29 protein-coding genes are annotated in these 23,415 nt (G+C 37.8%); 24 read left to right on the top strand and 5 right to left on the bottom strand.

Translation table 11 applies throughout. The features are described from left to right. The first annotated feature begins 99 nt into the window (after window positions 1-99). A complete protein-coding gene (locus tag LI241_RS09360; RefSeq protein WP_227151432.1) occupies window positions 100-3,441 on the top strand; it encodes a DEAD/DEAH box helicase in 3,342 nt (1,113 codons plus the stop codon). A 47-nt stretch (window positions 3,442-3,488) separates the two neighbouring features. On the opposite strand, the gene LI241_RS09355 is transcribed toward LI241_RS09360, so the two are convergent. The 5 genes from LI241_RS09355 to LI241_RS09335 form a co-directional block, all read right to left on the bottom strand. After that, on the bottom strand, window positions 3,489-3,833 hold the full coding sequence (locus LI241_RS09355; RefSeq protein ID WP_227151431.1) for a hypothetical protein: 345 nt from the start codon (window positions 3,831-3,833) through the stop codon (window positions 3,489-3,491). 15 nt (window positions 3,834-3,848) lie between these two features. Then, on the bottom strand, window positions 3,849-4,940 hold the full coding sequence (locus tag LI241_RS09350; protein WP_227151430.1) for a site-specific integrase: 1,092 nt from the start codon (window positions 4,938-4,940) through the stop codon (window positions 3,849-3,851). A 133-nt stretch (window positions 4,941-5,073) separates the two neighbouring features. After that, a complete protein-coding gene (locus LI241_RS09345) occupies window positions 5,074-5,442 on the bottom strand; it encodes a hypothetical protein (protein ID WP_227151429.1) in 369 nt (122 codons plus the stop codon). A gap of 15 nt (window positions 5,443-5,457) precedes the next feature. Beyond that, window positions 5,458-5,748 carry a hypothetical protein gene (locus tag LI241_RS09340; protein WP_227151428.1) on the bottom strand — a complete coding sequence of 97 codons (291 nt, stop codon included), beginning with the start codon at window positions 5,746-5,748 and terminating at the stop codon, window positions 5,458-5,460. A 274-nt stretch (window positions 5,749-6,022) separates the two neighbouring features. After that, entirely contained in the window at window positions 6,023-6,433 is a 411-nt protein-coding gene (locus LI241_RS09335) for a helix-turn-helix domain-containing protein (protein ID WP_227151426.1), read from the bottom strand. 197 nt (window positions 6,434-6,630) lie between these two features. Between LI241_RS09335 and LI241_RS09330 the strand changes: the two genes are divergently transcribed. The 23 genes from LI241_RS09330 to LI241_RS09220 all read left to right on the top strand — a co-directional run bounded on the left by LI241_RS09330 (window position 6,631) and on the right by LI241_RS09220 (window position 23,250). Next, window positions 6,631-6,984 (top strand): hypothetical protein, encoded by a 354-nt coding sequence (locus LI241_RS09330; protein WP_227151424.1) that lies wholly within the window; start codon window positions 6,631-6,633, stop codon window positions 6,982-6,984. Window positions 6,985-7,008: 24 nt separating this feature from the next. After that, window positions 7,009-8,322, top strand: a complete 1,314-nt coding sequence (locus tag LI241_RS09325) for a phosphoadenosine phosphosulfate reductase family protein (RefSeq protein ID WP_227151422.1) — start codon at window positions 7,009-7,011, stop codon at window positions 8,320-8,322. A 17-nt stretch (window positions 8,323-8,339) separates the two neighbouring features. Then, window positions 8,340-8,549 carry a helix-turn-helix transcriptional regulator gene (locus tag LI241_RS09320; protein ID WP_118455471.1) on the top strand — a complete coding sequence of 70 codons (210 nt, stop codon included), beginning with the start codon at window positions 8,340-8,342 and terminating at the stop codon, window positions 8,547-8,549. Window positions 8,550-8,586: 37 nt separating this feature from the next. Next, window positions 8,587-8,787 (top strand): hypothetical protein, encoded by a 201-nt coding sequence (locus LI241_RS09315; RefSeq protein WP_118455469.1) that lies wholly within the window; start codon window positions 8,587-8,589, stop codon window positions 8,785-8,787. Window positions 8,788-8,818: 31 nt separating this feature from the next. After that, entirely contained in the window at window positions 8,819-9,586 is a 768-nt protein-coding gene (locus LI241_RS09310; RefSeq protein WP_227161064.1) for a pentapeptide repeat-containing protein, read from the top strand. A gap of 8 nt (window positions 9,587-9,594) precedes the next feature. Beyond that, window positions 9,595-11,031 carry a DEAD/DEAH box helicase gene (locus LI241_RS09305; protein ID WP_227151264.1) on the top strand — a complete coding sequence of 479 codons (1,437 nt, stop codon included), beginning with the start codon at window positions 9,595-9,597 and terminating at the stop codon, window positions 11,029-11,031. Continuing rightward, window positions 10,988-11,752: a transglycosylase SLT domain-containing protein gene (locus LI241_RS09300; protein WP_227151262.1), complete on the top strand. Its 765-nt coding sequence runs from the start codon at window positions 10,988-10,990 to the stop codon at window positions 11,750-11,752. The genes LI241_RS09305 and LI241_RS09300 overlap by 44 nt, the downstream gene beginning before the upstream one ends. Beyond that, window positions 11,752-12,219: a hypothetical protein gene (locus tag LI241_RS09295; RefSeq protein WP_227151260.1), complete on the top strand. Its 468-nt coding sequence runs from the start codon at window positions 11,752-11,754 to the stop codon at window positions 12,217-12,219. Before LI241_RS09300 ends, LI241_RS09295 begins: the two co-directional genes overlap by 1 nt. 96 nt (window positions 12,220-12,315) lie before the next feature. Continuing rightward, complete coding sequence (locus LI241_RS09290; protein ID WP_227151252.1) at window positions 12,316-12,660, top strand: VRR-NUC domain-containing protein; 345 nt, start codon at window positions 12,316-12,318, stop codon at window positions 12,658-12,660. A gap of 2 nt (window positions 12,661-12,662) precedes the next feature. Continuing rightward, complete coding sequence (locus tag LI241_RS09285; protein ID WP_227151267.1) at window positions 12,663-14,390, top strand: AAA family ATPase; 1,728 nt, start codon at window positions 12,663-12,665, stop codon at window positions 14,388-14,390. Continuing rightward, window positions 14,390-14,596, top strand: a complete 207-nt coding sequence (locus LI241_RS09280; RefSeq protein WP_118455455.1) for a hypothetical protein — start codon at window positions 14,390-14,392, stop codon at window positions 14,594-14,596. The genes LI241_RS09285 and LI241_RS09280 overlap by 1 nt, the downstream gene beginning before the upstream one ends. Window positions 14,597-14,626: 30 nt before the next feature. After that, complete coding sequence (locus LI241_RS09275; protein ID WP_227151250.1) at window positions 14,627-15,112, top strand: DUF669 domain-containing protein; 486 nt, start codon at window positions 14,627-14,629, stop codon at window positions 15,110-15,112. A gap of 86 nt (window positions 15,113-15,198) precedes the next feature. Beyond that, window positions 15,199-16,950 (top strand): hypothetical protein, encoded by a 1,752-nt coding sequence (locus LI241_RS09270; protein WP_227151248.1) that lies wholly within the window; start codon window positions 15,199-15,201, stop codon window positions 16,948-16,950. Between the two features lie 44 nt (window positions 16,951-16,994). After that, window positions 16,995-17,378: a hypothetical protein gene (locus LI241_RS09265; RefSeq protein ID WP_227151246.1), complete on the top strand. Its 384-nt coding sequence runs from the start codon at window positions 16,995-16,997 to the stop codon at window positions 17,376-17,378. Window positions 17,379-17,384: 6 nt separating this feature from the next. Further along, window positions 17,385-19,292 (top strand): phage/plasmid primase, P4 family, encoded by a 1,908-nt coding sequence (locus LI241_RS09260; protein ID WP_227151244.1) that lies wholly within the window; start codon window positions 17,385-17,387, stop codon window positions 19,290-19,292. Window positions 19,293-19,295: 3 nt separating this feature from the next. Then, complete coding sequence (locus LI241_RS09255; protein ID WP_227151242.1) at window positions 19,296-20,291, top strand: DNA cytosine methyltransferase; 996 nt, start codon at window positions 19,296-19,298, stop codon at window positions 20,289-20,291. 214 nt (window positions 20,292-20,505) lie between these two features. Further along, window positions 20,506-20,745, top strand: coding sequence for a hypothetical protein (locus tag LI241_RS09250; RefSeq protein ID WP_227160452.1), 240 nt, complete (start codon window positions 20,506-20,508; stop codon window positions 20,743-20,745). A gap of 2 nt (window positions 20,746-20,747) precedes the next feature. Beyond that, a complete protein-coding gene (locus LI241_RS09245; RefSeq protein ID WP_227151238.1) occupies window positions 20,748-21,269 on the top strand; it encodes a DUF3310 domain-containing protein in 522 nt (173 codons plus the stop codon). Then, entirely contained in the window at window positions 21,256-21,891 is a 636-nt protein-coding gene (thyX, locus tag LI241_RS09240) for an FAD-dependent thymidylate synthase (RefSeq protein WP_227151236.1), read from the top strand. The genes LI241_RS09245 and thyX overlap by 14 nt, the downstream gene beginning before the upstream one ends. A gap of 22 nt (window positions 21,892-21,913) precedes the next feature. Next, a complete protein-coding gene (locus LI241_RS09235; protein ID WP_227151235.1) occupies window positions 21,914-22,219 on the top strand; it encodes a hypothetical protein in 306 nt (101 codons plus the stop codon). Continuing rightward, the gene (locus LI241_RS09230; protein ID WP_118455438.1) at window positions 22,212-22,412 is read left to right on the top strand and encodes a hypothetical protein; all 201 of its coding nucleotides are present in this window, start codon (window positions 22,212-22,214) and stop codon (window positions 22,410-22,412) included. Before LI241_RS09235 ends, LI241_RS09230 begins: the two co-directional genes overlap by 8 nt. Next, window positions 22,413-22,682 (top strand): hypothetical protein, encoded by a 270-nt coding sequence (locus LI241_RS09225; protein ID WP_227151233.1) that lies wholly within the window; start codon window positions 22,413-22,415, stop codon window positions 22,680-22,682. After that, window positions 22,672-23,250 carry a hypothetical protein gene (locus LI241_RS09220; protein WP_227151231.1) on the top strand — a complete coding sequence of 193 codons (579 nt, stop codon included), beginning with the start codon at window positions 22,672-22,674 and terminating at the stop codon, window positions 23,248-23,250. The genes LI241_RS09225 and LI241_RS09220 overlap by 11 nt, the downstream gene beginning before the upstream one ends. The last annotated feature ends 165 nt before the right edge of the window (window positions 23,251-23,415 follow it).

Here is a 23,415-nt window from a genome sequence, read left to right as displayed (position 1 = left end):
AAGAGGTGTAACCTCATAGACTTGTCAATTCAGTCTATTTCGTTACAGCCTCTTTATTAAACATTTGAGTATCCTACAAGAAGCGCATGGAGGGTATATATGCAGATAACGAAAGAGGAAATAAAACGTGTCGTTAGTAATGTACAAAATTATACTTTGGCAAAGAAATATCTGAAGGCTGCTGATATAGAAAGCATGGTCGTTTTATGTGATGCATCCGGACAATATCATGTGGACGCCCATATAAATCAGGATGTTTATAGTAATCATATTACCATTACCATAGATGAAAATTATCATGTGACGGCATATGAATGTAGTTGCCCTTTTTGTACGCAAGAAAGTGGCTGTGCTCACGTTGGTGAAGTGTTGATGATCATCTCTATTATGGAGCCATGTATGTTCCCTTATCATTTTCAAAGACAGAAATTCTTACTTCGTTATCAGGAATATCAGCAAACCAGAAATAATGAAGAAGAGCAAAAACAGCAAAATAGCCTATTACAGCGATATGAAGAACGTAAGGCAAGACGGTTGCGTGAATACGAGGAATATCGGCGTCAATTAGAACTTGAACAGCGTAAGCGTCTTATGGAGAAAGCGCATGAATGGCTGGATGAGCAGTGGCATAAGGATCAACAGTTTCCTATTCTGCAAGGACATCAGGATATCCATTTATATGTGCAGTTAGAGAATATAGATAGTGAATATGGAAGCCATTTAAGGGATTGCTATATTTCATTAAAAATTGGCAAAGGCCGTAAACGCATGTACATCGTTAAGAGAATACAGGAATTTCTGGAAGCTATCGCTCATGAAGAATATATCAGTTATGGAAAAGAGCTAGCTTTTACTCATACGATGGAGCAATTTGATGTAATATCACAAGAGCTTATTCAACTATTAAAGGAGAATATGTCCGATCATCTTTATTATTATTCAGGACGTGAAATGCGGATACAAGAAGAAAAACTGGATGCTTTTTATGACAAGATGCTGGATATACCAAGGGAGTATCGTGATTTTAATCTTGTGGAAGAAAAAGGAAAGATGTGCATTGAAATACTTCCTAAGGATGAGGATTATCAGATTGTTCTGTTAAGCCCCAAACGCAATATGATCTTGGGGAAAGAGCATGTGTATAAAATTAAGGAAAAGACGCTGATTCGTAAAACGATGAATCATTACAGCGTTTCTTTATTAAAACAACTACTAGAAGAAGATTTTTGGATTGGTAAAAACGATATTCGTCGTTTTCAAGGCCATATCATAAAACAGTGTAAAGGCTATCTTACGGTGAAGAATAAAGAATGTCTGCCTGTTTATATGGAAGAAGACTATATACAGCTATTTGCGGATATGGATGAGCAAGGATTAATTAGTATCCGCATCAAAGCACACATGCCTGATGGTACCATAGTGAATGGCTTTGATGATACGGTGAAGGAGCAACTCTTGCATGTACAGTTGGTATGTGAATGCGTACAGGCATATGCACAAACGATTGATTATGATGGACATGTTGCTTATCTAAGCCAACAGCAGGATACAACATTAGTCTTTCTACAGGAAGGCTTACCATACTTAAGCCGTTATTGTGATATCTTTGTATCCGATGCGTTAAAGAGCATCAATGAACCTATGGCCATGCATGTAAGTGTTGGCATTGGCATGTCAAATGATCTTTTACAGATTGATATTGCCAGTGTTGATGTTACAGCGGATGAGTTATATGATATTTTAAGGGCATATCGAAAGAGACGGAAATATTATCGTCTGATGGATGGACGCTTATTATCTTTAGAAGGAAAAGAGCTAGAAGAAACCAATGCTTTATTAGATGATTTAGCAATTGATTTAAAAGATATTAAAAAAGGCAGTGTACAAATGCCAGCATATCGCAGCTTTCATATGGAAGATGTTTTACAGCAAGATCATGATGTCGATATTACAGCGAAGCAAAGCTATGTAGATTATCTTTCACAATATCACAAAAAGGATATCAAGCTAGCGGACATTGCTTCTCGTTATGAACATGTGCTGCGTGATTATCAAAAAGAAGGTGTGAAATGGATGCAGACATTGCACCATTATCATTTCGGTGGTATTTTAGCAGATGATATGGGCTTAGGAAAAACTTTGCAGGTCATTGCTTTATTAGAAACAATGAAGCAAGAAGGACAGGTTTCCTTGATTGTTACTCCAAGCTCTTTGGTGTTAAATTGGGAAGATGAATTGCAGAAATTTCAGGCGGATTTGCGTGTACAATGCATTATGGGAAATGCCAAAGAGAGATGCATGCAAATAGCATCTTTCTCACAATATGATGTATTGATAACATCTTATGATTATTTAAAACGTGATATTACACAGTATGAAACCATTCATTTTTACTATCTTGTATTAGATGAAGCACAGTTCATTAAGAATCAAAAGACGAAAAATGCGGAATGTGTGAAACAGCTTAAAGCTGTGCATCGCTTGGCATTGAGTGGTACTCCGATTGAAAATACATTAGCTGAATTATGGAGCATTTTTGATTTTTTAATGCCGGGATATTTGTTTAATTATCATTATTTTCAAACACATTTCGAAAAGAATATTGTACAAAATCATGATGAGCAAACACAAATGAAACTGAAAAAGATGGTGGAACCGTTTATTTTAAGACGTACCAAAAGCAAGGTCTTAAAAGAGTTACCAGATAAAATTGAACATACGCTCATGATTCCATTTGAAGATACTGAAAAGAAACTATATTTGGCAAATTTATCTCAGGTCAATCAAGCATTAAGCAAACATCTGCAGATGGAACGTCCGGATAAATTTGCGATTCTTGCCATGTTAACGCGACTTCGTCAGATTTGTTGTGAACCGCGTATCCTATATGAGAACATCACTACTGCAAGTAGTAAATTACTATATTGTTTGGATTTGTTAGAAACTTTACGGGAAAATCATCAAAGAGTCTTGTTGTTTTCATCATTTACATCTGTATTAGATATCTTGGAAGAGGAACTTATCAAGCGTCGTTTTTCTTATTTGAAGCTGACAGGCAACAATACAAAACAACAGCGCCGCGATATGGTACAGCAGTTTCAAAATGGTTTGACAGATGTTTTCCTAATATCTTTAAAGGCCGGGGGAACCGGATTGAATTTGACAGCAGCAAGTGCTGTTATACATTTTGATCCATGGTGGAATGTGTCTGCGCAAAATCAAGCAACTGATCGTGCGTATCGCATCGGTCAGAATCAGAATGTACAGGTTTACAAGCTGATTATGAAAGATAGTATTGAAGAAAAAATACAAACATTGCAGAAGATGAAGAAAGATTTATCAGATCATTTTGTAGAAGATAGTTCGACAGCAAAAATCAATCCCACAGATTCAAGGTTTTCCTTGGATTTGTGGGATTTTTCTTTTTGTCCATTTTTCTGAATTTCTATCTGTTAGTAACAAGTTAGAAACAAAATAGTAACACTGAATCAGGTGTCTTGTGCAAGACTTTTGTTGTCTTGTGCAAGACATTTTCTGATGTCCAGTTTGGTTCTGCAATGAATTATTCTTCCATCTTTGAAGAAAACATCATATCCATCATGTGTGTTCCCTTTGATGGTCAGAATCTTTTCCCTGGACTTTTCTGCAAGCTGCATATTATCAAACAGACCTTCCTGGTCTTTATTCACCAGGAACAGAAAATATTTGTTCATGGACATTCCTTTGTCTGCTGCAAGGTCTTTGATGACCTGCTTCATTCCCTTTGGAACTGAAAAATTGATTCTTTCATAATGGTCTGCATTGAATTGGTTTTTGTATGCTGTTCTATTCATTCAGGTCACCTTCTTTCAAATCAGGTTGATTGCTTCCAGTTTGATTGGAAGTTCCAGGTGAGTGTAAACAGCTTGTGTGACATTCTGTCCTTTGTGACCAACAATTTTCTGAACAATTCTTTCATCAACCTTCTTTTCGGTCAGCAGGCTGACACAGGTGTGTCTTGTGTCATGTGGTCGGTGTCCTTCATAGACTGGTTCTTTTTTATCTTCCTTGATGACATACTTTCCCATGTTCAATTGAAGCATCAAAGGAATCCAGTATGAATCATAATAATTGCGATATTTGAAAGGCTGTTCATCAGGTGTGCAAATCAGATGGTCACAGTCCTTCTTCATCCAGTATTCAAAGAAAGGAACAACCTTTTCTGCAATTGGAACTTCCCTGATTCCTGAACTGGTCTTTGATTCCTTCACATAGAACCATCTTTCATCCAAGTGAATGTCTTTCTTTTCCAAATCAAGCAATTCACCGATTCTGACACCAGTGTATATGAGAATAAGAACAACAGACAGATATTCATTGGATTCTTGTGCATCCCACAGCATTTTGACTTCCTTCTTGCTGAAAGGTTTTCTGTTGTATGCATTTGGATTCCCTGCTTTGTTGATGTCCACATATTTGATTATATCCCTTTTGTCAGGGGTGACTATTTCATGAATGACTGCATAATCCCACATCAATCCCCACAGATTTTTCAATGTCTTCAAGGTTGGTGTGTTCTTCCCTGATTCATCCACACATTGTTGCAGGTGGTCAAGTTTTATTTCCACAAATTTCATGTCATGCAGCGGTTCACTGGTCTTGAATGCTGCTTTGTAACCATTGCAGTCTTTGATGGTTTCATAGTGAATTGCAGACCATTTTTCATATACTTCTGCAAATGTGATTGTGTCCAGGTGCAGGTCATAAGGGTCTTCATTATAAGACGCAAGTGCTTGAAGTGCTTCTGCCCTGGTTGCATAATATCCTATAAACTTATAAACAGGATAGGATTTTTTCTTTTCAGGAATCTGTTTCCATCCAACAGTCTTCCTTGCTGCCCATGGATTTCTTCTTTTCCCTGACAGCTTGTAAACTGAACCATATTTGTTTGGTAATTTCATGACCATCATCCTTTCTTTTTTCAGGATGAAATGGTATAATTATATTGGTGTTTTTGGTGACCATTTCATCCATTTGATTTGGTTTCCATCCTTTTCCCCTGGCTGTTGGTAGCAGTCAGGGGAATTTTTTATTTTACAATGAAATATGACTTGGTGCAGCGGTCTGACCAAATTGCATTTTTACAAACTGACCATATTCCTTTGCAGTTCCCCAAAATGCAAGCATTCCTTTGTCATAATGAATGACCAGGAAATATTTCTTGATTCCTTTTCCAGTGGATGCAGCATTTCCATGATATTTCTGCATGAATTGTGATTCTTCCATTGCACTGATTGACTGAATCCTGTTCCTTGGAAGTGTAACAGTTGTTTCAGGTTTTATCCTGGTAATTGTCAGCATATCTGCATCCAGTTCCAGTCTGCATGGATAATTGGTGGCAAATCCTTCAATTCCTTCATAGTGCTGAACTGCAAGTCCTGATTCTTTTTTCTTTCCAAACATCTTGAATCCTTCCTTTCATTTACAATATTTTCTTAAATAGGTTATAACATCATCTATTCTTTCAATGAAATCATCCACATTTCCTTCAATTGTTTCAAATTTATATAATGATTTTAATATTTGCATGGAATGTTTTCTTCCTTGAAGTTTTATTTTTCCAAGTGGATATGAATTAAAATAAGGCTCTATGTGTCCAGTTGATAACCTATTTAGTTTCAAACATTTCTTTTCTTCATCTGATAATTTTGAAAGAAAACATTCAAAATATTTTTCTTCATCTTTATTCCAAGTATATTCCTTTGACATCTTGAATCCCTTCCTTTCATGTTGACTTTGCTGAAAGCCTTGATTTTACTGGACTTTCAATGGTTTTTGGTGTTCAAAAAGTCAAGATGTGATGTATTCTATATATTATAATTATTTTTTAAGGAATCATTGATTTTTGATGATTTCTTATTCTTTGATTATAAATAAGTCAAAACAATCATTGACATCTTGACTTTTCCTTTGTTTTCAAGGGTTACATCTTGACTTTCATCTTGAATTTATCTTGAATTGAAGTTGACAAAAATGATGTTCCCTATGCGTTTTTCAATACAGTTTCCCTTTTTTCAGTGTACTTGGACAGTTCTGTCATGTCTGACAAGTCTTCCAGGACTTTCTGCTGTCCAGTCTGATTCAATTCCATAAACATCTGCAACACATGAACTGCATCTTTTCCAAAATGCTTCTGAACCAGTTCAATTGCTTTGGTTTCTTCTGCTGCTTTGGCAGAATCAAAGCGGTCATCAAAACACATCAATTCACAAGGGGAAACACCAAACTTCTTTGCAAGCTGCTGAATGTGTGTCCTTTTTATATTTTCAACCTGACCCGTTTCCCACTTGTTCACTGCTGCCCTGTTCACTGGTGGATTCAGTGACCTTCCAAGTTCTTCTTGGGATATTCCCATTTCTTCCCTTAATTGCTTGATATATGTCCCCATTGTCATAATGGTCACATCCTTTCTTATTTATGATTGTATCTTGATAATAGCATAAATGCGTTATTTTTTCAATTTTTCTTGAAAAAATATCTTAAAAATTTGAAAAAACCTATTGACACCCTTCAAGATACATGCTAATATTGATGTATCTTCATAAGATACAAACCGAAAACACCAAAATAAATGAAAAGGATGGATGAAAAATGATGAATGTAAAAGTTAGAATTCAGAAAGTGTTTGATGATATTACAAAGGAAACAAAGCAGGAACTTGTTGTTGTAAATGGAAAGAAAACCTTCATTGGTGCTTTGTTCTTTAAGAAGGAAGAATGGAATAAACCAAAGAAGATTGTTGAAGAACTTGTTGTTGAAGGTTCTGCACTTGATGTGATGCTTGCAGCATATAACCTTATGAAGAAGCATGACATGATTGCAAAGGATGACAAGACTTTGAAGACAATGCTTCACTGGCAGTTCATAAATGGTTTTTCAGATGAAATGCTTGATGGTTATAAATATAAAACTGATTCAGAATTTCTTGCTTCCTTGGTTGCATAACCAGGGAAAAGAAAGGTGGCATAAATGGAATTCATAAAAGATAAAGACTGCACCATGGACACACCAGTTGTCCTTGGTGTTCAGGATTCACCTATATATGGCAAAGGTATTTCAATCAAACCAAGGGTTGATGGAAGAAAGGATTCAAAGCATTTTGAAAACATTTATCTTCCTGAACTTCTTCCCCTGGAAGAATATGACTTGATTGTTGTTTTGATTTCAGGTGGTAAAGATTCAATTGCATGTTTTTATAAACTGCTTGAACTTGGTGTTCCAAAGGAAAAAATTGAATTGTGGCATCATGACATAGATGGTGGACATCCTACAAGAAGAATGGACTGGAAATGCACACAGAACTATATGAAAGCACTTGCAGATGCAGAAGGTGTCAAGTTAAGGGTTTCATATCGTGTCAATGGATTCTTTGGTGAATTATACAGAATAGGTGCATCAGACCCTATTGAATGGGTTGACCCTGACACTGGTGAAATAAAACAGTGCAAGCTGTCATCAAATTATTTGAAATGTCAGGAAATCAAAGAACAGTGCCTGGAAGAAATGGAAGAACTATTGAAAGAATATGGATGCAGAATGAAGTTTCCTGCAAAATCACCTGACCTTTCAAGAAGATGGTGTTCTGCATATCTGAAAGTTATGGTTGCAGATTCAGTTGTTTCAAACTTGGACAGGCTTGAAGAACTTGGTGGCAAAAGACACAAGTTTCCTGCAAAGGGTGGAACACATCAGGGAAGATGGTGCAGTGGAAATCTAAAAGCAGCAGTTCAGGACAGTGTGACAGCAAACCTTGAAGAAACCAAATCTGACAAGAAAATCTTGATTGTTTCAGGTGAAAGAAGGGGTGAATCAGCAGGGCGGTCAAAATATAATGAAATTGAGATTCACAGAACAAATGCTGAAAAAAGAAATCACAGAATTGTTCATCAGTGGCGGTGTTGTATTGATTATACTGAAAAAGATGTTTGGGAAGTCCTGAAAAGACATCATGTAAATCCACATCCTTGTTATAGATTAGGATGGAACAGATGCAGTTGTGCAGCATGTATCTTTTCAACACCACCATTGATGAAGGGATTCAGTGAAATCTATCCTGATGAATACAAGGAATTAAGGGAAGATGAAGAAAGACTTGGATTCACACTGGATAATAAAAAGAATCTTGATGATTTCATTTGTGGTGCAAAATCGTGTTTATGCCTGGATGATAAACAGGCAGTGCATTCAATAAAAACTGGTGAATTCACTGTTGATGACATATTTGTTGAAGACTGGAAATATCCAGTTGGTGCATTTCATGGTTCAGATGGTGGTTCATGTTAAGAAAGGAAGTGAAGTTGATGAATAAGAACAAATTTGTTAGTGTGATGAAATTACATGGTGACACACAAGAAAGCCTGGCAGAAGCAATTGGAATTTCTGTTCAGCGGTTGAATGCAAAAATCAATTCAACTGGCGGTGCTGAATTCACAATGTCTGAAATCAGGGCAATCAAAATTAGATACAATTTGACTTGTCAGGAAATTGATGAAATATTTTTTTGCGATTGATGTATCTTGATAAGATACAAGGAAAGGTGGTGAAATGATGATTGACTGGAACAATAGTCCTGACAACAGACTTTCAGTTGCAGAAGCTGCACATCTTCTTGGTGCTTCTGAACAGTTTGTCAGAATCGGATTGCAGCAGGGAACATTGAAGTTTGGAATGGCAGTCAAGATGTCAGGTCAATGGACTTATGTGATAACAAAGCAGAAGTTTGAAGAAATCACAGGAATAAAAGTGTGATGACAAAATATGAAAGGATGGACAAAAACACATGAAAGGTTACAAAGTATTCAATTCAGACTGGACTTGCAGAGGATTTCAGTTTGAAGTAGGAAAAGTATTTGAAGAAGATGTCACACCAGTATGTTGTGACAGGGGATTTCATTTCTGCACAAAAGCATCTGACTGTTTCAGATATTATTCTTTTGACCCTGACAATAAGGTTGCAGAAGTGGAAGCACTTGGTGACATTGACACCCAAGATGATGACAGCAAGTGCTGCACGAACAAAATTCATATTATCAGGGAAATCACCTGGCAGGAAGTTCTTGACCTTGTGAACTTGGGAAAAGCCTGCACTGGACTTTGCAACAGCGGTAATCGCAACAGCGGTGATTGCAACAGCGGTAATCGCAACAGCGGTAATCGCAACAGCGGTAATCGCAACAGCGGTGATTGGAACAAGACTTGTTTTTCAAATGGATGCTTCAACACTGAATCACCAAAAATTTTCTTGTTCAACAAACCTTCTGATTGGACATATCAGGATTGGTTGAATTCAGATGCAAGATACATTCTGATGGATTGTCCTTCAAATGTTCTTTCTTGGATATGGGAAGATGACATGACAGATGAAGAAAAAGAACAGCATCCTGAATATTCAGTGACAGGTGGATTCTTAAAGCACATTGAAAAGGAAACAGGAAGACAGATGTGGTGGGATGGTCTTTCAGACAGAAAAAAGACCATTGTGATGAATCTTCCAAACTTTGACAAGGACATCTTCAAAGAAATCACTGGAATTGATGTGGAAGGTTAGGTGGTTACATGGAACTTTTCAAACATCAGCAGGAAGCACTTGAACAGACCAAAGACTTGAACAGGGTTGCATATTATTTGGACATGGGTCTTGGAAAAACCTTTGTTGGTGCTGAAAAGATGAAGGTCATGAATTCACCAGTGAATTTGATTGTTTGTCAGAAGTCAAAGATTCAGGACTGGATTGACCATTTCAATGAACATTATGCAACAGATGAAAGGTCTGAATTTCAGAAAGATTTGATTTTTGACCTGACAAACAAAAAAGCATTTCAGGAATTTATCAGGGAAGCACAACAAGCAACAGAAGACCATTGGATTCAGGATGAATTGACTGGTGAATATTACAGACAAGAAAACCTTTATCCATTCAATGTTGTTGGTGTCATCAATTATGAACTGGCATGGAGAAGAAAACAGTTGTTGCAATTGCAGGACTTTACATTGATGCTTGATGAATCATCCCTGATTCAGAACCAGGGTGCAAAGCAGTCAAAATTCATCCTGCAATTGAATCCTGACAATGTGATTCTTCTTTCAGGAACACCGACAGCAGGAAAATATGAAAATCTTTGGTCACAGATTCATCTGCTTGGATGGAACATTTCAGAAGATGTTTATAACAGACAATATGTGAACTGGACAAAGATTGATATGGGTGGATTCACTCACAAAATTGTGGACAAAGAAAATCCATACAAGAATGTTGACAGGTTAAAATCCAAGTTGCGTGAACATGGGGCGGTCTTTATGAAAACAGAAGAATGTTTTGACCTTCCTGAACAGACCTTCATCAAACAAACAGTTCCAACATCCAAGGAATACTGGAAATTCATGAAGGACTGCATCATCACCATTGACACCTTGAATCTGAAAGAATTCCATGATGATTCAGATTTCTATGGAACAGATGTGACACCAAGGATTGAACTGGTTGGTGACACCACATTGACAAAAAGACTTTATGCAAGACAGTTGTGTGGTCAATATAGTGAATTCAAATTGCAGGCATTCAAGGAACTTGTGCAAAGCACCCAGGACAGATTGATTGTGTTTTACAACTTTAATGCAGAAGTGGAACTGCTGAAAAGAATTGCTGCATCTTTGGACAGACCTATTTCAGAAGTCAATGGTCAAACAAAAGACCTGACAGCATACGAACAGGAAGATAATTCCATCACATTCATCCAGTATCAAGCAGGTGCAATGGGATTGAATCTTCAAAAAGCAAACAAAATTATATATTTCACCTTGACTGATAAGTCAGAACTATTTGAACAATCAAAGAAAAGGATTCACAGAATCGGTCAGGAACAACCTTGTTTTTATTACATTTTGATGTGCAAGGGAAGTGTTGAAGAAGTCATCCTGCAAACCTTGGAAATGCGGAAGGACTTCACAGATGAACTATTCAATGAATATGAAAGGATGGAAAACAATGGATAATAACACCAAAACTTATGGAAGAAAGGTCATCAGGTCAAAGCAATCACAGCGGATTGTGAAAAACAGGTTCTTGATTTTCACAGCAGTGGTTCTTCTGATTGGTGCATTGCTTGGGGCATTGATTGCAGGAATTGCACACAAAGACACCAAGGAAATTGAAACAGGAACAACTTCTGAAAAGAATGAATATATCATGCAGCATGTCAACCATTATGGTGCTTATGATGGAAGGGTCTTCACCAGTGAAATTTCAATGGACTGGTCAGGTGATGAATTTGATTTCACACCACTTGACTGCAACCTGGATGAAGCAACACAGGAATTCACTTTCTATCTATGCAAGGGATATGACATTGACTGGACACTGGTCATGGCATTGATGCAGAAGGAATCTTCTTTCAGGTCTGACATCATCAGTTCAACAGATGATTATGGTCTGATGCAGATTAACAAATGCAATCATGAATGGTTGGAAGAAACAATTGGTGTGACTGATTTCCTGGATAAGGAACAGAACATCAGAGCAGGTGTTTTTGTTCTTCGGAAGTTGTTTGAAGAATATACAGACCCAAACCTGGTATTGATGGCATACAACATGGGGTCAAATGGTGCTGAAAAACTTTGGAACAAAGGAATCTATTCAACACCTTATGTTGATGAAATTCTTACATATCAGGCAGAGTTTGAAAAGCAACTGGAAGAAAGGAATGGTGAACAGTAATGAAAAAATGTAAACAGGCAATGAATGACAACACATGTGAAAAAGATTGTTGCTGCTATTATTGTGAAGACTTTGAAACATGTGGACATGCTTGCAGCAACTATGATGACAAGGAAGACCTGGAACAGAATGGTTGTGAAGAACAGTTTGATGAAGAAACTGCTTTGAAGGAATTCAACAAGGATTCAAATGCAATGGCAATCATGCAGCAGATTTCAGCAATCAGCAAGCAGAAGAAGAAACTGGAAGAAAAGGAAAAGGAAGTCAGGGCAGCACTTGAAGCTGCAATGGGTCAGTTTGGAATCAAGTCATTTGAAAATGACATCCTGAAAGTCACTTATGTTGCACCAACAAAGAAGACAACCATTGATTCCAAAGCATTAAAGAAAGACCATCCTGATGTCTATGAAAAGTATGCAAAGACATCAGATGTCAAAGCATCTGTCAGAATCACAGTCAAAGACTGATGAACTGACCTGCAAGGATTGTGAAAAATGGAAATGGTGCATTGAAAGTTCCAGGGAATATCCTTGCATCAGTTTCAGAAGAAAGGCGGTGGAACATTGGCAGCAGAAAAAAACTTTGAAAACAAAATCAAAGGATTCCTGAAAGACCATGGATGTTGGTTCTTGAAATATTGGGGCGGTGCAGCATATACAAAGTCAGGCATCCCTGACATCCTGGCATGTTGCAATGGAAAGTTCCTTGGGATTGAAGTCAAGGCAAAGAATGGAAAACCAAGTGAATTGCAACTTTATAATCTGAAAAAGATTGATGAAGCAGGCGGTTTTGCAATTCTTCTTTATCCTGATGATTTTGAAACCTTCAAGACTATGATTGAACTGATTCAGAGTGGATGCACATGTGGTCAGTATTATAAAAAATTGAAAGGAAGGTGGTCAACTTGATTGTGTCACACAGCAAAGTGGAATGCTTTGAATCCTGTCCATATCGGTATGATTTGAGATACAACCAGGAAATCAGAACAATTCCACCTGATAATGCAGACAATGCATTGTTTCTTGGAACAGCACTTCACACTGGACTGGAAAAGGATGTTCAGACAGCAATTCATGAATATTTCATGCAATATCCAGTCATAAGTGATGCACACATCAATGAAGCAATTAAACTTGAAGTGATGATTCCAAAGGCAGCATCAATGATTCCATCAGGGGAACATGAAGTGAAAATTGAAGATGATGACTTCATTGGTTTCATTGACCTGCTTGCACCTGCAAAAACAGAACAGAAACTTGGTGGTGAACATCAGGTCATTCCAAATGTTTATGACTTGTATGATTTCAAATATTCAAACAATGTCACCAAATACAAGGATTCACCACAGCTTCACTTATACAAGTATTTCTTTGAAAAGAACAATCCAGGAAAAATCATCAGAAACATGTTCTTCCTGTTTGTGCCAAAGGTGAATATCAAGCAATCAAAGAAAGAAGACCTGTTCCAGTTCAGGCAAAGATTGCAGGAAGAACTGGAAAAGAAAGAACCACAACTGGTTCAAATAGAATATGAGCCTGAAAAGGTCATCAACTTCCTTCTTTCAACAAAAGGAATGTTGGAAGCAAAGGATTTTCCAAAGAACACAAGTTGGTTATGCAACTATTGTGAATATAAAGACTATTGTCAGAAAGGGATTGATTTTATGAATTTACCAAGTAGTGAAAGAAGAAACATCAGTGAAACAAAGAAAAGAAAAATTTGGATTTATGGTGCTGCATTCAGCGGAAAGACAACCATGCTTGATGATGCACCAAATCCTCTGAACCTGAACACAGATGGAAACATCCAGTTTGTCACAATGCCTTATGTCAGCATCAAGGATGAAGTCACTGTCAATGGCAGAATGACCAACAGAAAGTTTGCATGGGAAGTTTTCAAGGACACCATTGCAGAACTGGAAAAGAAGCAGAATGACTTCAAAACTATCATCATTGACCTGTTGGAAGATACCAGGGAAATGTGCAGGGTGTTCATGTATGATTCCCTTGGAATTCAGCATGAATCTGATTCAGGATTTGGAAAGGGTTGGGATATTATCAAGACAGAATATCTGTCAACAATGAGAAGATTTTTCAACCTGGACTATGAAAATCTTGTGGTTGTATCACATGAAGATATTTCCAAGGACATCACCAAGAAGAATGGTCAGAACATCACAAGAATTGCACCAAACATCCAGGATGCTATTGCAAATAAAATTGCAGGAATGGTTGACATTGTTGCAAGGGTTGTGGTGGAAGATGATGACAGCAGAACACTGAACTTCAAGCAGAATGAAGTCATCTTTGGCGGTGGCAGATTGAAGGGAATCAGTCAGACAACCATTCCCCTTTCATGGGATGCTTTGATGGATGTATATGAACAGGCAAATGAAGCAGCAGGAAGCACACAGGAAGCCACACAGAAGCCTGGAAGAAGAAAGGTGGATAAATCTACACCTGACACAGAAAAGCCTGACACAGACGATTCTGACAAGGCACAGCAGGATTCAGAACCTGCACAGCAATCAAATGAAACAGCAGAACCTTCTGCTGAATCAGATACACAGCAGGATGCACCACAGGAAGAAGCACCTGCACCAAAAACAAGAGTTAGAAAAAGAAGGGGTGAAAACTAATGGATGAATTATTGAAGATGTTGCTTGAAGCAGCAGAAAAAGAAGGAAAAGTGCATGTTGTGAAGAAGACTGTCAACAAGGAAGACAGCATCATCAAGGATGCACAGGAACTGGCACATGCAAACAAAGTTCTGTATGATGCCCACATCAAGGAAGGGTTCAACAGTGCAGAAGCACTTGCCCTGGTAGTTGCAACATTAAATTAAAACAAAGAAAGGTTAAAATGGTGAAAAATTATGGCACAGGATATGTTCAGCAAATGGGATAAGGAAATTGACACAGAAGGATTGCAGAAGGATGTTGAAGAAGCTGCTGCAAATGGCGGTCAGGGCAATTATAAGGAAGTTCCACATGGCAATTATGAAGTTGCAGTTCAGCAGATGGAACTGAAAGCATCCAAGAAGGGTGACCCTATGGTCAGCATTTGGTTCAAAATTGTTTCTGATGGTGAATACAAGGGAAGTATGATTTTCTATAATCAGGTTGTCACACAGGGATTTCAGATTCATAACAACAATGAAATGCTTCGCAAGATGGTTGAAGAAATGGGTGCAGATGCCCCTGTCATTGAATTCAAGACATACAAGCAGTATTCTGAATTGCTTATGGACATCTTTGAAGCGGTTGCAGATAACTTTGAATATGGTTTGAAGTACACTGCAAACAAGAAGAACAAGGATTTCAGTGACTTTGAAATCACAGATGTATTTGTTCTTGAGTAATTGACACAAGGGTCTTCCCAGGATGCAAATTTTTTTGAAATCAATGTATCTTGGGAAGATACCTGATTGAAAGGAAGGTGAAGAAAATGCTGTTTTATGACTTTGAAGTCTTCAAATATGACTGGTTGGTTGTTGTCCTGGACATGAATGAAAAGAAGCAGCATGTCATCATCAACAACAAGGAAGAACTTGAATCCTTATATCAGGCAAACAAGAATGATATTTGGGTTGGTTTCAATTCAAATTATTATGACCAGTATATTTTGAAAGGAATCCTTTGTGGATTTGACCCAAAAAGAATCAATGATTTCATCATTATCAAAGGACAACCTGGATGGAAATTTTCTTCACTGCTTCGCAATGTACCATTGAACAATTATGATGTGATGCTAAACCTGGATAAAGGGTTGAAATGGTTTGAAGGAAGTATGGGGAACAACATCAAAGAATCAGGTGTTCCATTCGACATTGACAGGAAACTGACACAGGATGAAATTGATGAAACAGTGAAATATTGTATTCATGATGTGGAACAAACTGTTGAAGTGTTCCTGCAAAGGAAAGAAGAATTCAATGGAAGGTTGGAACTTGTGAAACTTGCCTGCAAAGGAAGACCACTTGACCTGTCTTTGATTTCAAAAACAAAACCACAGTTGACTGCAATCATCCTGGATGCACACAGACAGGGTGACAGAAATGATGAATTTGACATTGATTTCCCTGACACAAATCAGGTGAAAAAATACAAAGATGTTCTTGACTGGTATTCAAATCCTGACAACAGATGTTATTTCAGACATGTTCCAGGAAAGAAAAAGCCTGAAAAGAATCAATATTCAGTGATGGTTGCAGGGTGTCCACACACTTTTGCATGGGGTGGTGTTCATGGTGCTTTGGAAAAATACAGCGGTGAAGGATATTTTCTGATGATGGATGTTGCTTCACTTTATCCATCATTGATGATTAGATACAATCTGCACAGCAGGAACATTGTTGACCCACAAAAGTTTGTGGACATCTATCATGAAAGACTGGAACTGAAAAAGAAGAAAGACCCATTGCAGGCGGTTCTGAAAATCGTGTTGAATTCAACCTATGGTGTATTGAAGGACAAGAACAATGATTTGTATGACCCTTTGATGTCAAACAAAGTTTGTGTCTATGGTCAGATTCTTCTTCTTGACCTTATAGAACATATTGAACCTTATGCACAACTGATTCAGTCCAACACAGATGGTATTTTGATAAAGATGCCTGATGGACAGGATGAAGATGAATGGTTCAACAAGATTGATGACATTGCTTATGAATGGGAACAAAGAACTGGTCTTACACTGGAATTTGATGAATACAGAAAAGTTTTTCAGAAGGATGTGAACAACTATATCATTGTTGCACCTGATGGACATATCAAGTCAAAAGGTGCTTATGTGAAGAAGCTGTCAAATCTTGATTATGGGGATTTCCCTATTGTGAATCATGCCTTGGTTGAATATATGACCAAAGGTGTTCCAGTGGAAAACTTCATCAACAAATGTGATGACCTGAAAGAATTTCAGATGGTCACAAAGATAACAAATAAATATTCCACCATCCTGCATGGTGATGAACCTATAAAAGAAAAATGCATCAGGGTGTTCGCTTCAACCAAGGAAACAGATGCAGGTGTCAAGAAGGTATCAATCAGAACAGGGAAGCCTGAAAAGATTGCATCCAGTCCTGAACACTGTTTCATCTTCAATGAAGACATGGCTGATGTCAGATGTCCTTCATACCTGGACAAGCAATGGTATGTGGACATGGCAAATAAAAGATTAGAAGATTTTGGGGTGATGTGATGGATATACAAATCAAATATGACAATGGACAAATGAATATTCGTATGGATGCATTCTTTCCAACATCCCAGGCAAGATTGAAAAAACTGTTGAAGGTTGTTGACCTGGATTTTGAACACAGGGAAGAAATAATGCAGACCATGCAGCAGTTCTTTCAGGACAAGGTGAATGAACTGGAAGAAAAAAGAATCAGTTCAGGAAAGAAAGCTGTTGAATATAAACAGAAGATTGCAGACACAACTGCAATCATTGAATCCAGGAAACATCCAAATGGTGTTCCATTGACCAAGGATGAACTGGCAGACATAAAAGAACAGAACAAACACTTCAAAGCAGTATATGCAGGATGCATGTCTGATTTCAACAGAAGCATCAGGCAGAAGGATTTGTTCTTGAAGCACTTGGAAATATTAGAGCAAAGGAAGTGATGAAGGATGTTTTTCAAAGGTTATGTTGAAACCAAGGACAAAAAGTGCATAGAGAAATTCAAAAACAGAACAGACTTCAAGACTTATGAACAAGTCAAGTCACTTCCTGAATTTGCAGGAATTTTGGATGAAGAAACAATCCTGGTTGACATTGATGACTTTGAACAGTCAGAAGTGTTGATGAATATTGTGGAAGACTTGCAGTTGAATTGTAGGGTTTACGCAACAACCAGGGGAAAGCACTTTTTGTTCAAGAATGCAGGTGTGGAAAAATGCTTCACACATTGCAAACTGGCAATTGGTTTGACAGCAGACATCAAGGTTGGTGTCAAAAATTCCTATGAAATATTGAAATATGACGGAAAGGAAAGGGAAGTCATTTATGACATCTATCAGGAAGATGGTGAAGTCTATCAGGAAATTCCAAAGTGGATGCTTCCAGTCAAAGGAAAAGCAGAATTCCTGGACATGGATGCAGGTGATGGAAGAAACCAGGCATTGTTCAATTACATCCTGACCTTGCAGTCAGCAGATTTTGAAAAGGAAGAAGCAAGGGATGTGTTGCGGATAATCAACAAATATGTCCTGAAAGAACCTTTGTCTGATGAAGAACTGGAAGTCATCATGCGTGATGAAGCATTCAGCAAGCCTATTTTCTACAAAGGAACAACATTTCTTTTTGATAAGTTTGCAGTGTTCTTGAAGAACAACCATCACATCATCAGATTGAATGGTCAGCTTCACATGTATAAAGATGGAATTTATGTGTCAGGGCAGGAAGAAATTGAAGCAGTAATGATTCAGCACCTTCCACAGTTGAACAGAGCAAAAAGACAAGAAGTCATGGCATACCTGAATATTTTAATCAGGGATAATGTAAAGGCTGCACCTGCCTGCATGATAGCATTCAGAAATGGTCTTTATAATGTTGTGACAGATTCTTTTTCAGATTTCACACCTGATGTGGTCATCACAAACAAGATTCCTTGGGATTTTAACAAGCAAGCATCCAGTGAAGTGATTGACAATATGCTTGACAATGTGTCCTGCAAGGATGCAGAAATCAGGGCACTGCTTGAAGAAATTGTTGGTGCTTGCATGTATAGGTCAAACACACTTGCAGGTGGAAAGGCATTCATCCTGACTGGAACAGGTAGCAATGGAAAAAGTACATATTTGAAGACCCTTTCAAACCTTATGTCTGAAAAGAATATTTCATCACTGGACTTGAAAAAGTTGGGTGACCGATTCAGCACAGTCATGATGTTTGGAAAACTGGCAAACATTGGTGATGATATTTCAAATGAGTTTGTCACAGACACAGCGGTTTTCAAGAAAATTGTCACTGGTGAAACCATTGATGCAGAACAGAAAGGACAACCAAAGTTTGACTTCAAACCATTCTGCAAGCTGCTGTTTTCAGCAAATAACATTCCAAGAATGGGAAAAGGTTCTGATTCACAAGCAATTATGAGAAGACTTGTCATTGTTCCATTCAATGCAAAATTCAAGTCTGATGACCCAAATTTCAAACCAGGAATTGAAGAAGAATTGAAAGGTCAGGAATCCATGGAATATCTGATTCAGCTTGGAATCCAGGGATTGAAAAGGGTTCTTGAAACAAAGAACTTTACCACATCAGCAGCAATGCAGCAAGAACTTGAAGAATATGAAGAAAGAAACAATCCACTTCTGATGTTCGTCAAGGATTGTGAAGATGAAGACTTTGAACTGGAAAATGAACCAACATCAGCGGTTTATGAAAGATACAAGGAATTCTGTCTGTCAGAATCCTTGCAGGCATTGTCAAAGATTGAGTTCAGCAGGCAGATGGTGAAAACATTCAACTATAAGATTGTGAACAAGACAATCAACAAGAAAAAATACAGATTATTTCAGAAGGCGGTGAACTAATACATGGAAGAACAGAAATTGCAGATTCTTGAACTGTTCGGTGGAATTGGTTCACCAAGGGTTGCATTGAAGAACCTTGGTGTTCCAGTGAAATCCATTGACTATGTGGAAATTGATGAAAAGGCGGTCAGGTCATACAATGCAATGTTTGCTGATGAATTGGCATATAAAACACAGTCGGTTGTTGGATGGAATCTGAAACCTGACATCCTGATTCATGGAAGTCCTTGTCAGGATTTCAGTATTGCAGGACACCAGGGAAAAGCAACAGCAGCAGAAGGAAGAATCAACAAAGGAAAAGGTGGTGATGAAGGTTCAGGAACAAGGTCATCACTTATGTGGGAAACAGTTCACATCATTGAACAGATGGGTGAATGGAAACCAAAGGTTGTCATTTGGGAAAATGTGAAGAATGTTTTGTCAAAGCACATGAAGCATAATTTTGAAAAGTATCTTTCATATATGAAGATGCTTGGATATACAAACAATTATGAAGTCTTGGATGCAAGGGATTTTGGACTTCCACAGGCAAGACAAAGGGTTTTCACAGTTTCTGTTTTGGATGATGAAGCATTTGATTTTGGCATGATGAAAAGAAAATCTATGAAAAACATCAAGCAGTTCTTGGAAGAAAAGGTTGATGATTGTTATTTGGTAACACAGCCAAGTGTTTATTCTGTAATAGGTAAAAAGGGAATAAGAAGGGCAACCATAATCAAAGAATATGCAAATACAATCACAACAAGACAGGACAGAACACCTGCACAAGTCATTGACCTTGGTGGTGGAAAATACAGATATTTGACTGAACTGGAATGTTGGCGGTTGCAGGGATATTCAGATGAAGATTTTCTTGCAGCAAAATCAACTTGTAATGTTGAAGAAGGGAAGATGAACAGAACATTGTATCATCAGGCAGGGAATTCAATTGCAGTTCCTATTTTTGAAGCAATGTTTGAAGTGATGCTTCCAAAATTTTTTGACATAAATGTATCTTGAAAATATACAGAAGGGCGGTGATGTATCTTGGTAAAACCAACAGACATTGTTGACAACTTCGGTGATTCATACCTTGGTTGTCCGAACTGCAAAGAACCAGTCCATTTTCCTTTGATAAGGAATCCACAACACATCTATGACAAAAGACCAAAGCGGTGTTCAAAGTGTGGTGAAGAATTTGACTGGTCTGATGAAAAGAAGGGTGGTGAATGAAATGGATGAAAACAGAATTGACCTTGCAACTGATATTTATTTGAAATCATATACAAGAGCATTAAATGAATGTCACAATCCGAACCTTGCGGTTCAATGTGCAATGGGTGTTCTTATGGTTTTAATGCAACCACAACAGCAACAAGTGAATCCACTTTTTTCTTTCTTGATTCAAAGTCAGAAGAATGCACAAAAGAAGTCAACAAAAAATAAACCTGATGATGAAGGGGAAGGTGATTGATGATGTCAAATGTGATTCATCCTGGACACTATAACATCCCAGGAAGAAAAGAATGCATTGAAGAAATGCTTGAAAAATTTGGTTATGAGAAAACAGAAGCATTTTGTGAACTGAATTCTTATAAATACCAGTACAGACATGAACAGAAGAATGATCAGGAAGACCTGGACAAAGCTGCAAACTATCAGAATATGTTGCAGCATTATCAGGAAGAAGACCCAAGATTCAAGATTGCTGAACACTTTGGACTGGAAGGTCAGAAGAATCAGTTGATTGAAGAAATGGCAGAACTGACCCAGGCATTGACCAAGTGGAACAGGAAATGTGGACTTGGACAACCTGTTGCATCTGAATGGTCAGTCAAAGCACTGGAAGAACACATCTTTGAAGAACTGGCAGATGTGAAACTGGTTCTTGACCAGGTGATTCACCTGATGGAATGTGAAGACCAGGTTCAGCAGGTTATGAAACAGAAAATTGAAAGAACTTTTGAAAGGATAGGTGAACAGAATGCAGGCAATTAAAGCATATACACAGATTTACAATGATTTTGATGGACAGAAAATTTTGGAAAAGATTGAACAGGTTGCAAGAACTTGTTACAAGTCAGAAGGAAAGATTCAGGAAGGTTCTGCTGCAAAGATGGTTGCATCCCTTATCAAGTCAGGACATGAAGCAATGCTTGAACATGCATCTGTCACAGTAAAGTTTGTTGTTGACAGGGGAATCAGTCATGAACTGGTCAGACACAGACTTGCATCCTTTGCCCAGGAATCAACAAGATACTGCAATTATTCAAAGGATGATTTTGGTTCTGAAATCACATTCATCATTCCTGAATACCTGGACTATAAGTCAGCAGGATGGAACACATGGAAGGAAACCATGAAAGCATGTGAAGATTCTTATTTCAAACTGCTTGATATTGGTCTGACACCACAGGAAGCAAGGGCGGTTCTTCCAAACAGTTTGAAGACAGAAGTGGTCATGACTGCAAATCTTCGTGAATGGCGACACTTTTTCAAACTTCGTGCTTTGGGAACAACAGGGAAACCACATCCACAAATGCTTGAAGTGACAGTTCCCCTGCTTGAAGATTTCAAACAGATGATTCCAGTTGTTTTTGATGATTTGGTGGTGAAGTAATATGAACAGGCAGCAAAGAAGAATGGCACAGAAGAAAGGTCTTCCAGTAACACATGAACCAGTCTTCAACATGAAGCAGTCTGACATCAAGAAGATGAAGCAGGATGCAACAGAAGCAGCGGTGGATGCAGCAATGATTCTTCTGCTTGGAATTCCAGTGAAGGTCATGAAAGAAAAATATGGTTGGGGCATGAAGAAAAGACTTCCTGAATTTTGTGAAGCAATGATTGATGTCTATACAGATTTTCAGAATGGTGACATGACACTGGAAGAATTTGCAGACCTGATTTATCAGGAATGTGGGGTGAAATTTCAGAAAAATGAATAAGTACAACAATGAAGGTTATCCTGACCCAACTGCATATTATGGCATGAAAGAAATTGTCAAGGAAGAATCTGAACAGGAAAGAAAAATCAGACATCTGATGCACATTATCAGGGAAGCTGCACACCTGGCAGGATTTGAAGTGGTCGGAAGAATCACCTTCAAGGATAAGAAAACAGGAAAGGAATTCAAATAAATGAAACCAGTTAGAACAGAAACAACAAATGCAGTTTACACACTGGAAGGTTGTCAAGACCTTCCAGTGACAAGATACACAAATGTTATGAACAATGAACAGGGTGTTGAATGCTGTTGGGAAATGGATGAACAGGACTTGGAAAACATCAAGAACAATGGTGGAAAGGTTTATCTTTACATCCAAGGTGCTGCTGTTCCACCAGTTCTTCTGACAACTGAAAGTGCAGTGTTCTTCCAGGAAGGGAAAGGTGAAAATGATGAACAATAAAATTCAGATAGACACATTTCTTGATTTCATGAATGTTGGTGGAAAACCTATCATAAATGTGGACACAATTGACTGGTTGGTGAACAATGGTTTCTTTGTCAAGCCTGCTGCAATCAAGCATCATGGAAATCATACTGGTGGATTGTTTGAACACAGCTTCATGACAGCACAGGTTCTTGTGGAAATGACACAGAAGTTTGACATTCCATGGTCAAGACCTGAATCACCTTATATTGTTGGGATGCTTCATGATGTGTGCAAACTGGATGACTATGTGGATGAAAATGCATCTGATGTGGTGGTCATGGGAACTGGTTCACCTATTAGTAAAGACCCAAAGTGGACATACAATCCTGCACCTATGTTCAAAGGTCATGGTGACAAGTCGGTGATGATGCTGTCACAGGTGATGACCCTGACAGAAGAAGAAATGTTGTGCATCAGATTTCACATGGGTGCTTATGTCACTGATGATTGGGATGCATTTGACAGAGCAATCAGGAAATATCAGTCAGTGTTGTTCACTCACACTGCTGACATGTATGCATCAAAAGTAAAAGATGTATAGGTAAAAAGTCAAGATAAAAGTCAAGATGTTAAAGCCTGAAAGCCTTGATTTTACTGGAAAAGTCAAGATGTCAAGATGTTTTCTATTTAAGGATATATAAAAGAATAAAATCATTAAAATTTAATGATTTTCTAAAAAATACTTATAATAGTAAAAACACATCAC

Source organism: Longicatena sp. 210702-DFI.1.196 (genome assembly GCF_020563125.1).
In the GTDB taxonomy this organism is placed as follows: Bacteria; Bacillota_I; Bacilli_A; order Erysipelotrichales; family Erysipelotrichaceae; genus Longicatena; species Longicatena caecimuris.
Note: the sequence above shows the minus strand (reverse complement) of the source record. Positions and strands in the feature narration are given on the sequence as shown.

Excerpts from the sequence above, each read along its gene's own strand:
- LI241_RS09360 (WP_227151432.1), top strand. The coding sequence starts at position 100 with ATGCAGATAACGAAAGAGGAAATAAAACGTGTCGTTAGTAATGTACAA.
- LI241_RS09355 (WP_227151431.1), bottom strand. The coding sequence starts at position 3,833 with ATGAATAGAACAGCATACAAAAACCAATTCAATGCAGACCATTATGAA.
- LI241_RS09350 (WP_227151430.1), bottom strand. The coding sequence starts at position 4,940 with ATGAAATTACCAAACAAATATGGTTCAGTTTACAAGCTGTCAGGGAAA.
- LI241_RS09345 (WP_227151429.1), bottom strand. The coding sequence starts at position 5,442 with ATGTTTGGAAAGAAAAAAGAATCAGGACTTGCAGTTCAGCACTATGAA.
- LI241_RS09340 (WP_227151428.1), bottom strand. The coding sequence starts at position 5,748 with ATGTCAAAGGAATATACTTGGAATAAAGATGAAGAAAAATATTTTGAA.
- LI241_RS09335 (WP_227151426.1), bottom strand. The coding sequence starts at position 6,433 with ATGACAATGGGGACATATATCAAGCAATTAAGGGAAGAAATGGGAATA.
- LI241_RS09330 (WP_227151424.1), top strand. The coding sequence starts at position 6,631 with ATGATGAATGTAAAAGTTAGAATTCAGAAAGTGTTTGATGATATTACA.
- LI241_RS09325 (WP_227151422.1), top strand. The coding sequence starts at position 7,009 with ATGGAATTCATAAAAGATAAAGACTGCACCATGGACACACCAGTTGTC.
- LI241_RS09320 (WP_118455471.1), top strand. The coding sequence starts at position 8,340 with ATGAATAAGAACAAATTTGTTAGTGTGATGAAATTACATGGTGACACA.
- LI241_RS09315 (WP_118455469.1), top strand. The coding sequence starts at position 8,587 with ATGATTGACTGGAACAATAGTCCTGACAACAGACTTTCAGTTGCAGAA.
- LI241_RS09310 (WP_227161064.1), top strand. The coding sequence starts at position 8,819 with ATGAAAGGTTACAAAGTATTCAATTCAGACTGGACTTGCAGAGGATTT.
- LI241_RS09305 (WP_227151264.1), top strand. The coding sequence starts at position 9,595 with ATGGAACTTTTCAAACATCAGCAGGAAGCACTTGAACAGACCAAAGAC.
- LI241_RS09300 (WP_227151262.1), top strand. The coding sequence starts at position 10,988 with ATGAACTATTCAATGAATATGAAAGGATGGAAAACAATGGATAATAAC.
- LI241_RS09295 (WP_227151260.1), top strand. The coding sequence starts at position 11,752 with ATGAAAAAATGTAAACAGGCAATGAATGACAACACATGTGAAAAAGAT.
- LI241_RS09280 (WP_118455455.1), top strand. The coding sequence starts at position 14,390 with ATGGATGAATTATTGAAGATGTTGCTTGAAGCAGCAGAAAAAGAAGGA.
- LI241_RS09275 (WP_227151250.1), top strand. The coding sequence starts at position 14,627 with ATGGCACAGGATATGTTCAGCAAATGGGATAAGGAAATTGACACAGAA.
- LI241_RS09270 (WP_227151248.1), top strand. The coding sequence starts at position 15,199 with ATGCTGTTTTATGACTTTGAAGTCTTCAAATATGACTGGTTGGTTGTT.
- LI241_RS09265 (WP_227151246.1), top strand. The coding sequence starts at position 16,995 with ATGGATGCATTCTTTCCAACATCCCAGGCAAGATTGAAAAAACTGTTG.
- LI241_RS09260 (WP_227151244.1), top strand. The coding sequence starts at position 17,385 with ATGTTTTTCAAAGGTTATGTTGAAACCAAGGACAAAAAGTGCATAGAG.
- LI241_RS09255 (WP_227151242.1), top strand. The coding sequence starts at position 19,296 with ATGGAAGAACAGAAATTGCAGATTCTTGAACTGTTCGGTGGAATTGGT.
- LI241_RS09250 (WP_227160452.1), top strand. The coding sequence starts at position 20,506 with ATGGATGAAAACAGAATTGACCTTGCAACTGATATTTATTTGAAATCA.
- LI241_RS09245 (WP_227151238.1), top strand. The coding sequence starts at position 20,748 with ATGTCAAATGTGATTCATCCTGGACACTATAACATCCCAGGAAGAAAA.
- thyX (WP_227151236.1), top strand. The coding sequence starts at position 21,256 with ATGCAGGCAATTAAAGCATATACACAGATTTACAATGATTTTGATGGA.
- LI241_RS09235 (WP_227151235.1), top strand. The coding sequence starts at position 21,914 with ATGGCACAGAAGAAAGGTCTTCCAGTAACACATGAACCAGTCTTCAAC.
- LI241_RS09230 (WP_118455438.1), top strand. The coding sequence starts at position 22,212 with ATGAATAAGTACAACAATGAAGGTTATCCTGACCCAACTGCATATTAT.
- LI241_RS09225 (WP_227151233.1), top strand. The coding sequence starts at position 22,413 with ATGAAACCAGTTAGAACAGAAACAACAAATGCAGTTTACACACTGGAA.
- LI241_RS09220 (WP_227151231.1), top strand. The coding sequence starts at position 22,672 with ATGAACAATAAAATTCAGATAGACACATTTCTTGATTTCATGAATGTT.